The following is a 15,590-nucleotide window of genomic DNA, read 5'->3' as shown; positions in this document are numbered from 1 at the left end:
AAGAGAGATTATATTTATGGCGAATACACCTTCTGCTCGAAAAGCGGTGCGCAAGGTTGCGGCGCGCACACAGGTTAATAAGGCCCGCCGTTCACGCGTTCGTACTTTTATACGTAAGTTTGATGATGCTTTAGCGGGTGGCGATAAGGCGTCTGCAGAGATTGCATTTAAGAATTTTGAGCCTGAAATTATGCGTGCAGTTTCTAAAGGGGTTTTTCATAAAAATGCTGCTGCGAGGAAAGTATCGCGTTTAGCTAAACGTTTGAAGGCTCTCAGCGTTTAAGCTTTTTTTCCTTTATTGATAAAAAAGCCAGTATCCTTATGGATGCTGGCTTTTTGTTTATTGTTTCAAAAAGTTTCTATTGAAAATAAGAATCGATAATGATTCTCCCCTTGAAAAAGGAGAGAAAGTTTATAGGGGGGGAGTATGGTTATCCACAAGCTTTGTGGATTTTTACAGAGTCTTTTTTGTCAAGCATTTTATTTTTTTTTTTAAATCTGATGAGATTCTTTAATTATTGGTAAATTTAGAGAAAAAAAATGAATTGAATCAATATTTTTTTCAGTCTTCATTGATATAAGCATTTTTTTCGGTTTTTTTGATTTTATTTTGACCTCTTGCATTTTACCGCTGCTGTTTTGTATGGTTCTTATGAAGACTAAAAAGCATGAAGGGGTCAATCAGCACATTATTCTGTATTTTGTTGAATACAAGATGTTTTGATTTAGGCTTTTCGAAGTTTTTGTGTTGGAGAGGTTTTCTGACAGTTTTTTAGTTTTCTTAATAGATATGTTTACCATTTTAGAAGGGTAGGTCATATCATGAGTGCAAGTAAATCTTATTGGTCATCTTTGTTAGTGGGGTTGTGATGAGGCTATCCTAGGGGAGGGTGAGTAATCTTATTTGGGGTAGGGCGTTTTGCCTTCGCTAGATTTATTTTAGCTGTTTGGCAGGACAAAATTTTATTTTTATCAGGATGGAAGATGGTGGATAAATTGAACTCTAAAGTTAGTTCCTTTAAAAGGGTTTCGGTAAATATCCTGTCGGCAGAGAACATAATAAAGAATAGGATGACGGAGAGTGATGAGAACGTTTGTAGAAATGCTCCTATAGGGCATTCTATTGTTTCAGAGGAAGAAAGTGCGGCGGCTTTTATACGTGTTATGGCGCAATTGAAGGTGCAGGTTGGTGTTGAGGCTTATACCAGTTGGTTTGGGCGCGTGAAGCTTGCTGAATATAGTCATACTCTTGTAAAGCTTTCTGTTCCTACTGCTTTTTTACGTTCATGGATTAATAATCACTATGGTTCTCTTTTGACTCATTTATGGAAACAAGAGAATTCAGCAATTCTCCGTGTTGAAGTTATTGTTCGTGGTATGGAACGCGTTTCAAGAGATGTCGTTTGTAAAAGAAGTGTTCCTCCTGTTGTGCTAGAGGAGCAGGCGACTTCATCTTTTATTGAAAGTTGCGCAGAGCATTTAGTTAAGAGTTCTCAAACGGGAGTTTTTGGATCTCCGCTTGATTCTCGCTATACTTTTGGAAGTTTTGTTGAGGGGGCTTCTAATCGTGTTGCTTTAGCAGCTGCGCGTTCCATTGCGGAGGGGCATAAAAGTGCTTTACGTTTTAATCCTCTTTTTATTCACGCATCTGTTGGCTTAGGAAAAACACATTTGCTTCAAGCGATTGCTGCTTCTGCATTGAAGCGTTTAACGTCTGCGCGCGTTATTTATTTAACTGCTGAATATTTTATGTGGCGTTTTGCAACAGCTATTCGTGATAATGATGCTCTTTCTTTTAAAGAACAGCTTCGTGATATCGACCTTTTGATTATTGATGATATGCAGTTTTTGCAGGGTAAGTCGATACAACACGAGTTTTGCCATTTGCTTAATATGTTGCTTGATAGTGCAAAACAGGTTGTTGTCGCTGCAGATCGTCCACCAGCAGAATTAGAATCGCTTGATCTTCGCGTTCGCTCTCGTCTTCAGGGAGGGGTAGCTCTTGAAATTGAAGCACCAGATTATGAAATGCGTTTGCAAATGTTGCGCCAGCGGTTGAAGGTGGCACAACAAGATGATGGCATGGTATCAATTTCTGATGATATCTTGGAATATATTGCGAAAACGGTTTTAGGGTCTGGGCGTGATATTGAAGGTGCATTTAATCAGCTCTTGTTTCGTCAATCTTTTGAGTCTGATTTATCTTTAGAGCGGATTGATGAGTTATTAGGTCATTTGACACGTCCTGGTGAACCTAAGCGCATTCGGATTGAAGAAATTCAGCGTACGGTAGCACGCCATTATAATGTTTCTAAACAGGACTTGTTATCTAATCGTCGAACACGTACGGTTGTGAAACCACGGCAAGTTGCAATGTATTTAGCAAAAGTATTAACTCCTCGCTCATTGCCAGAAATTGGGCGTCGTTTTGGTGGGCGTGATCATACGACAGTTTTACACGCTGTGCGTAAAATTGAAGATTTGGTTTGTGGTGATCAGACCTTGGCTAAGGAACTTGAATTGCTTAAGCGGTTGATTGGAGAACAGGCTGTATAGTGTTTATCGTTTCTTTCTTTGGAGAGACTTTAAAGAATTTAATGAAAAGATTTATTTTTTCTTATGCAGGAGTGACTTGCCATTTTAAGAGAGGTTTAATAGACTTTAACAGGCGATTCTTTAAAGAGGGTCTATTCTTTAATTCTAAAGAATTCTTATAGTTTTTAGTAAATCATACGGGGCTTTTATGCGTATTACAGTTGATCGCAGTCAATTTCTCAAGTCTCTTGGTCGGGTTCACCGTGTGGTAGAGCGCCGTAATACTGTTCCTATTTTATCGAATGTGCTGATTGATGCAGAAAATGGCCGTGTGCAGTTAAAAGCAACAGACCTTGATTTAGAGGTTACGGAATCTTTTGCAGTTAATGTTAAACAAGCTGGAGCAACAACTGTTCCAGCACATTTGCTCTATGATATCATTCGAAAACTTCCTGATAGCAATGAGGTTGTGTTGTCCGTCGATGAGAATCAAGCAGGTACAATGTCTGTTGTTTCGGGTTGTGCACATTTTCAGCTTCAATGTCTTCCGAAGGCAGATTTTCCAGAGTCGCTTCCTGGGCAGTTTGGTTGTCGTTTTTCTTTATCGGCGTCAGGCTTAAAACATTTACTTGATTGTACACAGTTTGCTATTTCTACTGAAGAGACCCGTTATTATCTTAATGGTATTTATTTCCATATTATTAATGATGGTGTTTTGAAATTGCGTTTGGTTGCAACTGATGGTCATCGTTTGGCACAAGTTGAGATGGAAGCTCCTTCGGGAGTTGAAGGAATGCCCGGTGTCATTGTTCCCCGTAAAGCTGTAGGAGAATTGCAAAAACTTCTTTCAGAAGAAAATGATAGCGATGTATGTATAGAGCTTTCAGAGACAAAAATTCGTTTTTCTATAGGCTCTGTGATTTTTACATCAAAATTAATTGATGGAACATTTCCAGATTATCAACGTGTTATCCCTCTTGGAAATGATAAAGAATTAATTGTTAATAGGCAGGACTTTTCTTCTGCCGTTGATCGTGTTTCAACGATTTCAAGTGATCGGGGGCGTGCAGTTAAATTAACGATTGAGCATGGACAGTTAAGGCTTGTTGTTAATAGCCCAGATTCGGGCAGTGCAGAAGATCAATTATCAGTAACTTATGCATCTGAACCGCTTGAGATAGGGTTTAATTCACGTTATCTTTTGGATATTGCTGGGCAGCTTTCAAGCGATGAGATGGTTTTTATGTTGGCTGAGGCTGGAGCACCCGCTCTGATTCGTGATAATGATGATGTGGATGTGCTCTATGTACTGATGCCTATTCGCGTTTAGGGGCGGTTGTTTTGCAATGTATGGCCAGTCATGTGCACAAAGTGGCAGTGAGGCAGCTGAAGCTTTTACGTTATCGCAATTATTCTTTTTTCAATATTCATTTTTCTGGTCAGCATGTGGTTTTTACTGGCCATAATGGTGCTGGTAAGACGAATCTTTTAGAGGCATTATCTTTTCTTTCTCCTGGCCGTGGTTTGCGGCGTGCTGTTTATTCTGACGTTAGCTTTGTAGATGGTGGTGGAGGATTTGTTGTATTTGCGCGTCTTGAATGCGCTCTTTATGGTGAAGTAAAGATTGGTACAGCTTTCGAGGTTAGCGATAACAGTCGAAAGGTCCATATTAATGGTGTGAATGAGTCGAGTGATTGCCTAACAGATTATTGTCATATTAGTGTCCTAACACCGTCTATGGATGGTCTTTTTACAGGTCCTTCACTTGAGCGCCGTAGTTTTTTGGATCGTATGGTTTTGGCGATTGATCCCTTGCATAGGCGCCGCATAGCCGATTATGATAGAGCTATGCGCGCACGTAATCGTTTGTTTTTAGATGGAAATGAAGATTGTGCTTGGTTTGATGCTTTAGAAAAGCAGATGGCAGAACTGGCGATAGCTATTTCTGCGGCGCGTGTTGATGTTATTCGTCTTTTAAATGACATGTTTACACAAATGCCATCACAGATACCTTTTCCACGAGCTTTTTTGCAAATTGATGGTTTTTTGGAAACAGCTCTTAGTGAAATATCAGCAACTGAAGTTGAAGAACAATTTTGTGATCGATTACGGCATAATCGCGCAATAGATCGTGCTGCTGGTCGGACGTTAGAAGGACCACATCGTGCAGATTTGCAAATTTTTTATGCTGATAAAAATAGAGCAGCAACATCTTGTTCAACAGGTGAACAAAAAGCGCTGCTGATAGGTTTAATTTTGTGTCATGCACGTCTAACAGGTATGATGTCGGAAAGAGCTCCCATTCTTCTTCTTGATGAAATGGCAGCCCATCTTGATTCGCATCGACGTGCTGCTTTATTTGATATTCTTGATGATTTAGCTGTACAAACATTTATGACAGGTACAGATCGTCTTTTATTTGATGACATAAAAGGACGCGCAGAATTTTTTGAAATTAAGGATGGAGCTTTATTGCCGTAAAAACATGCTAAATATTTTTTTATAAGTGATAGGTCTAAAAGAAAAGGCTTGCTATGTCAGAGATAATAACGATTTTAAATGGTCCTAATTTAAATTTTCTAGGTCAACGTGAGCCAGAAATTTATGGAACTGAAACTCTAGAAGATATTGAAAAATTTTGCAGAGAATGGGCAAAAAAAAATGATATTATAATAAATTTTTATCAAAGTAACTGTGAAGGGCAATTAGTAGCATGGATACAAGAAGCAATAGAGGCAAGTTCTGGATTGATCATTAATCCAGCGGCTTACAGTCATACATCTGTTGCACTTCTTGATGCCCTAAAAATGTTTTCAGGGCCGAAAGTAGAAGTTCATTTATCTCATATTTATCAGCGTGAAGCTTTTCGTCACCATTCTTATACATCTGCAGGTGTAGACGCTGTCATAACTGGGTGTGGAGGTGATGGATATTGGTTTGCACTTGAGTATATTGCAAAACAATTAAGCAAAACAATTAAATTGTGATAGATAAAGAGTAGGCGTTTAATAAGAGTAATATAGGCATTGAATTCTCTTGATAATTATTTTCAAATCTGTACAATGTGAGGTATATATTTATGACAATTTTTAGTGCGTATGACGGGGGTAAATAAAGGTGAAAAGCTTTGTTAGACAATTAGAAATGCTTGTGATTTTAGGGGGAGCACTGCTTTTGTCTGGTTGTAAAATTGATGTTATACAGCCATCAGGTTATGTTGCACGTCAACAGCTCATTTTGATCGTTGTTTGTGTGGTGGTGATGCTTTGTATTGTCATCCCAGTTATGGTGAGTGTGGTATTTTTAGCTATAAAATATCGTGCATCGAATATGAAAGCGGACTATTCTCCTGATTGGGCGCATTCAAATAAAATTGAAGCATTGATGTGGGGTATTCCAGTTGTAATTGTAATGGTTTTAGGTTCATTAACAGCTTATTATACCTATAAGCTTGAACCTACAAATCCTCTTCCAGTGGAAGTTGTGGGTGAAGGAAAGCCATTACAGATTGATGCTGTTGCTCTTGATTGGAAATGGCTTTTTATTTATCCTGAATATGGTGTTGCATCGATTAATGAGATTTATGCGCCTGAAGGACGTCAAGTTTTATTGCAATTAACGTCAGAGAATTCTGTCAATGCTTTTTGGGTTCCCAAATTGGGTACAGTTCTTTACGCTATGCCGCAGATGAATGCTAAGTTGCATTTGGTCGCTGAAGAGCAAGGAGTATTCAAAGGAGCCTCAGCAAATTACAGTGGTGATGGTTTTTCGAGTATGCGGTTTAAGTGGCATTCTGTGTCTTTGCAGGATTTTGAGGATTGGATCGTAAAAGCTCGGGCTAATGGTCGAGTACTTGATCGTGCATCTTATCGTCAACTTTCTATTGCGCCTCGTATGGGTGATATTGCTGCGAAGGAAAAAGATGCTGAAGTTCGTTATTTTGCACCTGTTGAGAAGCGGCTTTATTATCGTGTTGTTAATCGATGTGTCGATGAAAAGACGGTATGTAATGAAGATTTAATGAAACGTGCTGCTGCTCAGACGCTATGGGGTGCACTATGTTCAGTGTTTGATCCTGATGTTATTTAAAGAGTCAATAAAGTAAAGAGCCCTTTTAACAAAGGTTTCTTTTAAACTTGAATTTCATTTGAAATGGGTTGAGAAATGTTTGGAAGACTTACAGATCCTACGGCAGGTGCTTTTCATGCGCTTGCACATGAACCGATCGTTTTGTATACATGTATTGCGATTGTTTTGGTTGGTTTAATTGCTGTTATTGCTTTAACAGCACTTGGGTGGTGGGGGATTCTATGGCGAAATTGGATTACAACGGTTGACCATAAACGCATAGGTATTATGTACATCGTTCTTGGAATTATTATGCTTGTTCGCGGTTTTGCGGACGCACTTATGATGCGAACGCATCAAGCTTTAGCTCTTGGGAGTGAAACAGCAGGTTATTTGCCCCCTGAGCATTTTGATCAAATTTTTTCGGCGCATGGTACGATCATGATTTTTTTCATGGCCACGCCTATTTTATTTGGTCTTTTTAATTATCTTATACCCCTTCAAATTGGTGCGCGTGATGTTGCTTTTCCCTTTGCAAATAATCTAGGTTTTTGGATTACGGCTGCGGGGGCAATATTGATTAACATATCCCTAGGTGTTGGTAATTTTGGTCGTGGTGGTTGGCTGATGTATCCACCTTTTACAGAATTGCAAACGAGTCCAGATACAGGGGTAGATTATTATTTATGGTCCCTTCAGCTTTCTGGTATTGCAACAACAATGGGATCAGTAAATTTTATTGCAACGATGATTAAAATGCGTGCTCCTGGAATGACAATGATGAGAATGCCTGTTTTTTGTTGGAGTGCTTTTGTCAGCAATGTTCTTATTTTAGTCATTTACCCTGTCTTGGCTGTAGCATTTGCACTCTTGGCATGTGATCGTTATTTGAACATGAATTTCTTTTCTAATGTTGGTGGCGGAAATCCGATGGTATGGATTAACTATGTTTGGATTTTTGGTCATCCTGAGGTTTATGTTTTAGTTGTTCCTGCTTTTGGAATTGTTTCCGAGGTTGTATCAACGTTTTCTTCAAAACGCCTCTTTGGTTATACTTCGATGGTATGGGCCATGTTGGTTATTTTGATTCTTTCGCTTCTTGTTTGGGGACATCATTTTTTCACAATGGGTGGCGGTGAAGCTGTGAATACTTTCTTTGGTATTGCGACAATGATCATCGCAGTTCCAACAGGTGTAAAAGTCTTTAATTGGTTGCTTACGATGTATAAAGGTCGAATTCGCTTTGAGCCTCCGATGCTTTGGTGCATGGGCATGATCTTTACATTTGTTGGTGGTGGATTAACTGGTGTTTTATTATCTATTGTCCCTGCTGATTGGCAGTTTCATAATTCGCTTTTTTTGATAGCACATTTCCACCATACAATTATTGGAGGTGTGGTTTTTGCTTATTTAGCGGGGATTGCATTTTGGTTTCCAAAAGTTTTTGGTTATAAACCAAATCGCATACTAGGTATTGCATCTTTTTGGTGTTGGTTTATTGGTTTTTACCTTGCCTTTTTCCCTGTTTATGCGCTTGGTTTAATGGGGGCGACTCGTCGTCTTCAGCATTACATGGAACCTAGTTGGCAGCCGATGTTTATTATTGCTGCATTGGGTGCTTGTATTATCTTACTTGGTATCCTTTGTTTTGTGTTACAGGTTGTTTTGGCGATTTGGTACGGTATTAAGCATAAAGGTCACTTACCGGTAACATTAAATGATTCTTGGGGTGATGCACGTACACTTGAATGGTTTACCTCTTCACCGCCTCCTTCCTATAATTTTGCCCTCCTTCCAAAGATACAGTCTGATGATGCTTATTGGAATATGAAGAAAAGTGGTTATCAACGGCCGACAAGTGGATTTACAAAAATTCATATGCCATCAAATACATCGGCTGGAATTATTGCTGGTTTCTTCTCATTAGTTGTTGGTTTTGCGCTTGTTTGGCATATTTGGTGGCTTGTTGCGGTTGGACTGGTTGGTTTTATTGCAACGCTTGTGTGTCATTCATTAACAGGTGATCATCATGGTTACTATATTCCAGCTGAAGAAGTGCAAAAAACTGAAGATGCCTTTACGGCTGTTCTTAAAGAACAAGGAGTGACAGTATGAGTGCTGTAACAATGAATAACGCGAGTACTATAGATGAACTTCACCACGATAGTAGCTCGGTAATGACGTTTGGTTTTTGGGTCTATATTCTTTCAGACTTAATCTTGTTTTCGACACTATTTTCAAGTTTTGCTGTATTTTCTGCTTCTTATGGCGGTGGTAAAGCGGGCAATGAGTTTATAGATTTAAAGTTTGTTTTGGTTGAGACTGCTTTCTTGTTGTTTTCATCCGTCACTTATGGCTTTGCAATGGTACAAGCACATAAAAATAACATCAGTGGTGTGCGTTTATGGATGGCTATTACCTTTGTATTGGGGTGTTGCTTCATTGGTATGGAACTTTACGAATTTCATGAACTTTTGAATGAGGTCTTTTATTTCGATCCAAATGCTTATGCGGGTATTGATCCTGCAACAGGTTTACAGCTTTTTGGACGGGAAATTCTCTCTGCTTATTGGTCAGCATTTTTTGCTTTGGTTGGCACTCATGGTCTTCACGTAACTGTTGGTCTTCTTTGGATGGTTGTGATGTTTTTTCATCTTCGTCGTAATGGTTTGGATCAGGATAATAAAACACGTTTAGCATGTCTTTCCATTTTTTGGCATTTACTTGATATTGTATGGATTGGTGTTTTCACCATGGTTTATCTATTAGGAGCGTTGTGATGAGCATGCAAAATGAAACACATGGTCCCAGTACTGGTTCCTATTTGGTTGGTTTTATTCTGGCTGTATTTTTCACCTTGGGTTCTTTTATTCCTGTGATGTATGGGATGATGGAAAGTTGGGCAATTAGTACAAAGGTTGCATATCTTATTGGGATGGCGATTATTCAGATTATCGTACAAATTGTTTTCTTTTTACATTTAAGTTCTGGTCCAGATGCCAAGTGGAATTTAAGCGCGTTGTGGTTTGCTGCTATTTGCGTTTTTGTTATTATTGGGGGAACTTGGTGGGCTATTTCTCATTTGAATTATAATATGATGGGTGGTTCAGGGCGTGTTATTGAACCGGAAATATCAAGTAGAGATGATTCTTCAGTGTCTGAGCAGTTATCAAACAAAGATATATCCGTAAGAAAACAGCCAGAAAAGATACAGAGCTCAGAAGTTTCGATGGAGCAAGGTGCAAGTACGCAAACTCCTGTAGATCAAGCACCTGGTTCAGAAATGCCCATGGGGCAAGGTCTAAGTACGCAAACTCCTGTAGATCAAGCACCTGGTTCAGAAATGCCCATGGGGCAGGGTCTAAGTACGCAAACTCCTGTAGATCAAGCACCTGGTTCAGAAATGCCCATGGGGCAGGGTCTAAGTACGCAAACTCCTGTAGATCAAGCACCTGGTTCAGAAATGCCCATGGGGCAGGGTCTAAGTACGCAAACTCCTGTAGATCAAGCACCTGGTTCAGAAATGCCCATGGGGCAAGGTCTAAGTACGCAAACTCCTGTAGATCAAGCACCTGGTTCAGAAATGCCCATGGGGCAGGGTCTAAGTACGCAAACTCCTGTAGATCAAGCACCTGGTTCAGAAATGCCCATGGAGCAAGATCCAAATACGCAGTTTCCTGTGAAGTAGTTGTTAGAAATATCTATGGAGCTGATGCGGTATGTATCAGCTCGTAGAAGAAATTCGTAGGATATAAAAAAGGAGATAAGTACAAGATATCAGTGGAATAAGTATCATGATTTTGAATATACTTTTAGTTTAAAAGAGAAAGTCCGTGGGGTATTTAGTCAAGCTTTAATTTTTGAGACAAATAGCTATTTGTAGAATATACAAAAAGTGATGTTTGTAAAATTTACTACAAAGAAAGAGAATGTGCGAAACAAGTTTTTATATTGTGTGAGATAAAAAAGCTACGAAGCAGTAATATTTTTAGATTTAAAGAATTTATATTAAAGATAGCATTAAAATTATTGTAATAATAATATGCAATTGAAATCAAAAATTTAGAGAATAATCAGAAAATTTAATGAAAACCGTTGCAATGACAGTTATTGGTGCTGGTTCTTTTGGTACTGCATTAGCGATTGCTGTTGCCCGTAATGGTCATAGTGTTTTACTTTGGGGGTATGATCCTCAACATATCAAAGAATTACAGGAACAACGTTGTAATCAAGTATATTTACCCGATATTCGATTTCCTGAAAATTTATTACTTGAAGCTTCGCTTGAAACTGCAATAACAGCAAGTCACAATATATTAATTGCTGTTCCAAGTCATGTATTTCATCAAGTTTTGTATAATGTTCAACCTTATTTGGATCAGCATTCACGTGTTATTTGGGCAACGAAGGGTTTAGAACATGGTACAGGACGTTTCTTACAAGAAGTTGCTCGTGAGATTTTAGGTGAAAAAATTCCTTTAGCTGTTTTTTCTGGACCCACTTTTGCTAAAGAACTGGCTATAGGTTGGCCTACTGCAATGACGATAGCAGCGTCTGATGATGTATTTGGTAAAGAATTGCAGCAACTTTTTCATTGTGACAAAAGTTTTAGAGTTTATAAAAGCTCAGACATGATTGGTGTTCAATTAGGGGGAGCAGTCAAAAATATTATTGCTATTGGTGCAGGAATATCAGATGGCATGGGATTTGGGGCAAATGCCCGAATAGCTCTCATCACACGAGGATTAGCTGAAATCAGTCGTTTAGGGGGGGCTATGGGTGCTGAACTTTCTACATTTATGGGAATGACAGGCTTAGGTGATCTGGTTTTGACGTGTACTGATAATCAGTCGCGTAATCGCCGTTTTGGAATACTGCTTGGTAAAGGAATAGATATAAAAGAAGCGGAAAAACAAATTGGTCAGGTTGTGGAAGGATATTTAAATACCAAGGAAGTACATATGTTGGCGCAGCGTATTGGGGTAGAAATGCCCATTGTAGAACAAATTTATCAAATTCTCTATTGTGGTAAAAACATAACTGAAGCGGCAAACACATTATTAAACCGCACCCTCAAGGACGAAATACAATGATGTTCTGTTTTTTTAATAATTCCAATCGTAAAAAATAGAAACATGCTATGATAGACATATAAAATAGATTGTATTGATGGTTGTATAAGACAGTCATATTCCAGCAAGTTATAGATTCATATCATTCGATTCTTTATGAAACATGGCTGAAATATAAAAGTTTTGGTTTTTGTCTAAGAGCTATCTCTTTGAAGATAAATTATCGTTTCCACTTACACATGTTTATGTAATGTAATGAACAAGATATTTTTATTGTCTCTTAAATTCATCTCACAATGATATTTGCAAACAGAATAATACAAGACTCATTAGATAGAAGCATCTTATTTATGTAACGTATAAGCTAAGAATATCGGGGCAGGGATATTGTGTATCTCTGTTTTTGTAATTCTTTAAAACAAGAAGACAATCTATTTTGAGAAGAAGATGAAATTTTAAAGATGAAAACCAGTTCCCATTTCTACAATCATTTTTAAATTCAGTTTTACGCTATCTAAAGCAATATCTTTTAAATAATAGAGATTATCTCACACCTTTATTTTCTCATTTTCTAATGAAAGCATTTCTCTGATGTGTCAGGTAAAATAGAACGTCCAAAAAAACACGATTGCTGTTGTATATTCATGTTCTTGTTTTAAAGAGACCTCTCTCTTAAAACTCCCAAGTCCACTTCGCAACGGTGACCGTGAATAGTATAACGATAAAGCCATTGTGCACATCCCCATCTTTACGTTTATGAAGGAGGAAGACGAGCACCATTACCCCCAATGTTGTGAAACAGCTCTTGGCACTTGAAGCTGTTCAGTAGAGATATTTAAGCCTTTTATTTTTGTATTGAGTTAATTAAAAAATATGTGTTTTCTTGTCACAAGCGGGTTAGTATATGGATAAAAATTATTAAAAATACTTCTAATGAATCATCTCAAGTGTCAAGTGTTGTTTCAACACATGGCAAGTAAAATGACGGTGTCAGTTTGTCATCTGTATAAACATTAAAATGGTGATAAAAAAAGGATTTTATATACTTCACAGGGATTTTTTATACGTTTTACAGGTACCATTGTGAAATGGAATGGCGTGCATTGAGAGATATCTTTTAAAAAAATGCATGAAGGAGCAACAGCTATAGTGTTTTTGGGTGTTCTATTTTACCTGACATATCAGAGAAACGCTTTCATTAAAGAACGAGCAAAATAAAGGTGTGAGGTAAAGAGTAATCTCCATTATTAAAAAAACATTGATGTAGATGCTTTTAAAATCGTAAAATCTCATTAAAGAATAATAGTAAAATTAACGATTGATTTCTTTACGCCTTCATATTCTTCCTAAATTAGATTGTATTTGCGTTTCAAGAATAAATCAAACGGTAGAAATATTTTTTTCAATTTGCTACACAACAGCTGAAACTAAGGATTTTAATAATTCTCTAATCTCTGTTTCAAACTGCGGTGACATGAGGGTTGGATATTGATTTATAAGCAATGGCAAAAGCGTATACTTTAGTAAGGTAAATGACGTCATAAAACACAAACTTTATCAACCATGAATTGAAGAAATATTCCGGCTTTTTATAAAATATTTTGCGAAACAAGGCATCGTACATCTGGTTTTGTATTCACTTATTCTTACAAACACTTGTACACATGCCTTACGTCATATTATTATAAGTCAATACACTGTTATATAGCTGAGAAAGTACTCAATACCCGATTAAAGCACTATGCACATGATTGATTTTATTTTTTAGTGCAATGAAATAAAATTTATCCTTCTTGAGAATCGTCACTTTTTTTTAGTTCTTCAAGTATTGGCATAGACATGATGTTATAGCCTGAATCAACATAATGGATTTCACCTGTAACACCTGATGATAAGTCAGAGAGTAGATAAAGAGCAGATTTTCCAATTTCATGAATATTTACGGTACGACGTAATGGGGCATTACGGCGTTGATGTGAAAATATTGCACGTGCAGCTGCAATACCATTACCTGCTAAGGTTCTAACAGGACCAGCTGAAATTGCATTGACGCGGATATTTTGAGGACCAAAGTCCGCTGCTAAATAACGTACCATAGCTTCTAAAGCGGCCTTAGCAACGCCCATGATGTTATAATTAGGGACGACTTGCTGTGAAGCACCATAGGTAAGAGTTAGAAGTGTTCCTCCATTGGGCATAAGCTTACCGGCGCGCTGGGCAATTTCAGTAAAGGAATAAGCTGAAATCACCATCGTGCGTTTAAAGTTTTCACGTGTTGTAACATCAACGTAACGCCCTTTTAGCTGATTTTTATCTGAAAAACCAATGGCATGGACAATAAAATCAATTGTTTTCCATTCTTTTTCAAGTTGCTCAAAGACGTAGTCAACGTCTTCAATTTTTTCAACATCGCACTCTAACACTAATTTGCAGCCCAGTTTATCTGCTAGGGGATGAACACGTTTTCCAAAAGCATTTCCTTGATAAGTCAACGCTAATTCAGCTCCTGCTTGTGCGAGCTGACAGGCAACGCCCCAAGCAATTGAATGGTCATTCGCAATTCCCATAATAAGGCCGCGTTTGCCCTCCATCAAACCTTTCATATTATTCTCCGTAAGACCGTATTTTTTTCAATTACTAAGAACTTTTGTTTATACATAACGTTGGAAAACAAGCGTTGCATTGGTACCGCCAAAGCCAAAAGTATTTGACAATACGGTATTCAGTTGTTGATGATCACGTCGTTCACGAACGATAGGCATATCAGCAAAAGCTGGATCAAGTTCTTCAATATGGGCACTTTCACAAATAAAATTATGATTCATCATTAACAATGTATAGATTGCTTCGTGAACACCTGCTGCTCCCAAGGAATGTCCTGTTAGAGATTTGGTAGCTGAAATAGGGGGGCATTGATCACCTGCTCCAAAGACACGACGGATAGCTTCTATCTCAGGAGGATCACCAACAGGAGTTGCTGTCGCATGGGGATTGATATAATCAATTTTATTATTGACTGTTGCAAGGGCCATGCGCATGCACCGCTCCGCTCCCTCTCCTGATGGGGCAACCATATCATGTCCATCGGATGTTGCACCGTATCCAACGATTTCTCCGTAGATTTTTGCACCACGTGCTTTAGCAAGTTCTAAATCTTCAAGGACTAAAACGCCAGCCCCTCCAGCAATGACAAAACCATCACGATTAACATCATAAGCGCGTGAAGCTTTGTGAGGGGTGTCATTATATCTGCTGGACATAGCGCCCATGGCATCGAATAAAACAGAGAGTGTCCAATCCAAATCTTCGCAGCCACCGGCAAAGATGCGCTTCTGTTTACCATATTGAATCATTTCGTAAGCATTACCAATACAATGATTGGAGGTAGCACAAGCTGAAGAGATTGAATAATTGATCCCCTTTATTTTAAAGAAAGTTGCTAATGTTGCAGATGCTGTAGAACTCATCGCTTTAGGGACAACAAAAGGTCCAACACGTTTTGGACCTTTTTGGCGTGTAATGTCAGCAGCTTCTACGATTGAATGTGTTGAAGCACCTCCAGAACCCATAATAATACCCGTGTGTTCGTTCGATACTTCATGCGGTTCTAGACCCGCATCAGCAATTGCTTGATCCATAGCGATGTGATTCCATGCTGTTCCACGCCCATGAAAACGTAGAGCACGTCGATCTACGAGTTCTTCTATATTAATATCAGGTTTGCCATAAACTCTACTACGAAAGCCTAATTCGGCATATTGAGGTGCGTAAGAAATTCCGGATTTTGCTTCGCGTAAACTGGTTAAAACAGCTCCAGGGTTATTTCCAATCGCGGAGACAATTCCCATTCCGGTTACAACAACTCGACGCATTCATACCTCCTCGTTCCATATAGAATAGTGAAAAGTTCTTTCT

Annotated in this window: 12 protein-coding genes; 10 read left to right on the top strand and 2 right to left on the bottom strand. The window is 38.4% G+C overall.

Annotated features, from left to right (window positions below; translation table 11 throughout):
- Positions 1-16 precede the first annotated feature (16 nt).
- The 10 genes from rpsT (at position 17) to gpsA (ending at position 11,696) form a co-directional block, all read left to right on the top strand.
- Positions 17-283, top strand: a complete 267-nt coding sequence (gene rpsT, locus ACFIJL_RS00185) for a 30S ribosomal protein S20 (RefSeq protein WP_273790272.1) — start codon at positions 17-19, stop codon at positions 281-283.
- 701 nt (positions 284-984) lie between these two features.
- A complete protein-coding gene (gene dnaA, locus ACFIJL_RS00180; protein ID WP_375621962.1) occupies positions 985-2,556 on the top strand; it encodes a chromosomal replication initiator protein DnaA in 1,572 nt (523 codons plus the stop codon).
- Between the two features lie 187 nt (positions 2,557-2,743).
- A complete protein-coding gene (dnaN, locus tag ACFIJL_RS00175; protein ID WP_375621961.1) occupies positions 2,744-3,865 on the top strand; it encodes a DNA polymerase III subunit beta in 1,122 nt (373 codons plus the stop codon).
- 20 nt (positions 3,866-3,885) lie between these two features.
- Entirely contained in the window at positions 3,886-5,016 is a 1,131-nt protein-coding gene (recF, locus tag ACFIJL_RS00170) for a DNA replication/repair protein RecF (RefSeq protein WP_375621960.1), read from the top strand.
- A 53-nt stretch (positions 5,017-5,069) separates the two neighbouring features.
- On the top strand, positions 5,070-5,522 hold the full coding sequence (aroQ, locus tag ACFIJL_RS00165; RefSeq protein ID WP_375621959.1) for a type II 3-dehydroquinate dehydratase: 453 nt from the start codon (positions 5,070-5,072) through the stop codon (positions 5,520-5,522).
- A 130-nt stretch (positions 5,523-5,652) separates the two neighbouring features.
- Positions 5,653-6,624: a ubiquinol oxidase subunit II gene (gene cyoA, locus ACFIJL_RS00160; protein ID WP_273790277.1), complete on the top strand. Its 972-nt coding sequence runs from the start codon at positions 5,653-5,655 to the stop codon at positions 6,622-6,624.
- Positions 6,625-6,699: 75 nt separating this feature from the next.
- Positions 6,700-8,718: a cytochrome o ubiquinol oxidase subunit I gene (cyoB, locus tag ACFIJL_RS00155; RefSeq protein ID WP_375621958.1), complete on the top strand. Its 2,019-nt coding sequence runs from the start codon at positions 6,700-6,702 to the stop codon at positions 8,716-8,718.
- Entirely contained in the window at positions 8,715-9,383 is a 669-nt protein-coding gene (locus ACFIJL_RS00150) for a cytochrome (ubi)quinol oxidase subunit III (protein ID WP_375621957.1), read from the top strand. Before cyoB ends, ACFIJL_RS00150 begins: the two co-directional genes overlap by 4 nt.
- Positions 9,383-10,291: a cytochrome o ubiquinol oxidase subunit IV gene (gene cyoD / locus ACFIJL_RS00145; protein ID WP_375621956.1), complete on the top strand. Its 909-nt coding sequence runs from the start codon at positions 9,383-9,385 to the stop codon at positions 10,289-10,291. Before ACFIJL_RS00150 ends, cyoD begins: the two co-directional genes overlap by 1 nt.
- Positions 10,292-10,688: 397 nt before the next feature.
- Complete coding sequence (gene gpsA / locus ACFIJL_RS00140) at positions 10,689-11,696, top strand: NAD(P)H-dependent glycerol-3-phosphate dehydrogenase (protein WP_375621955.1); 1,008 nt, start codon at positions 10,689-10,691, stop codon at positions 11,694-11,696.
- Between the two features lie 1,763 nt (positions 11,697-13,459).
- Here gpsA and fabI read toward each other — a convergent pair.
- The gene (gene fabI, locus ACFIJL_RS00135) at positions 13,460-14,278 is read right to left on the bottom strand and encodes an enoyl-ACP reductase FabI (protein WP_375621954.1); all 819 of its coding nucleotides are present in this window, start codon (positions 14,276-14,278) and stop codon (positions 13,460-13,462) included.
- A 48-nt stretch (positions 14,279-14,326) separates the two neighbouring features.
- Positions 14,327-15,547 (bottom strand): beta-ketoacyl-ACP synthase I, encoded by a 1,221-nt coding sequence (fabB, locus tag ACFIJL_RS00130; protein ID WP_375612835.1) that lies wholly within the window; start codon positions 15,545-15,547, stop codon positions 14,327-14,329.
- Positions 15,548-15,590: the final 43 nt, after the last annotated feature.

The organism is Bartonella sp. TT119HLJHH (assembly GCF_042193385.1).
Lineage (GTDB): Bacteria > Pseudomonadota > Alphaproteobacteria > Rhizobiales > Rhizobiaceae > Bartonella.
The sequence above is the reverse complement of the archived record's forward strand: the minus strand, read 5'-3'. Positions and strand labels throughout refer to the sequence as shown.

Coding starts and splice junctions, on each gene's coding strand:
- cyoD (WP_375621956.1), top strand. CDS start 9,383: ATGAGCATGCAAAATGAAACACATGGTCCCAGTACTGGTTCCTATTTG.
- dnaN (WP_375621961.1), top strand. CDS start 2,744: ATGCGTATTACAGTTGATCGCAGTCAATTTCTCAAGTCTCTTGGTCGG.
- gpsA (WP_375621955.1), top strand. CDS start 10,689: ATGAAAACCGTTGCAATGACAGTTATTGGTGCTGGTTCTTTTGGTACT.
- fabB (WP_375612835.1), bottom strand. CDS start 15,547: ATGCGTCGAGTTGTTGTAACCGGAATGGGAATTGTCTCCGCGATTGGA.
- dnaA (WP_375621962.1), top strand. CDS start 985: ATGGTGGATAAATTGAACTCTAAAGTTAGTTCCTTTAAAAGGGTTTCG.
- ACFIJL_RS00150 (WP_375621957.1), top strand. CDS start 8,715: ATGAGTGCTGTAACAATGAATAACGCGAGTACTATAGATGAACTTCAC.
- aroQ (WP_375621959.1), top strand. CDS start 5,070: ATGTCAGAGATAATAACGATTTTAAATGGTCCTAATTTAAATTTTCTA.
- rpsT (WP_273790272.1), top strand. CDS start 17: ATGGCGAATACACCTTCTGCTCGAAAAGCGGTGCGCAAGGTTGCGGCG.
- cyoB (WP_375621958.1), top strand. CDS start 6,700: ATGTTTGGAAGACTTACAGATCCTACGGCAGGTGCTTTTCATGCGCTT.
- fabI (WP_375621954.1), bottom strand. CDS start 14,278: ATGAAAGGTTTGATGGAGGGCAAACGCGGCCTTATTATGGGAATTGCG.
- recF (WP_375621960.1), top strand. CDS start 3,886: ATGGCCAGTCATGTGCACAAAGTGGCAGTGAGGCAGCTGAAGCTTTTA.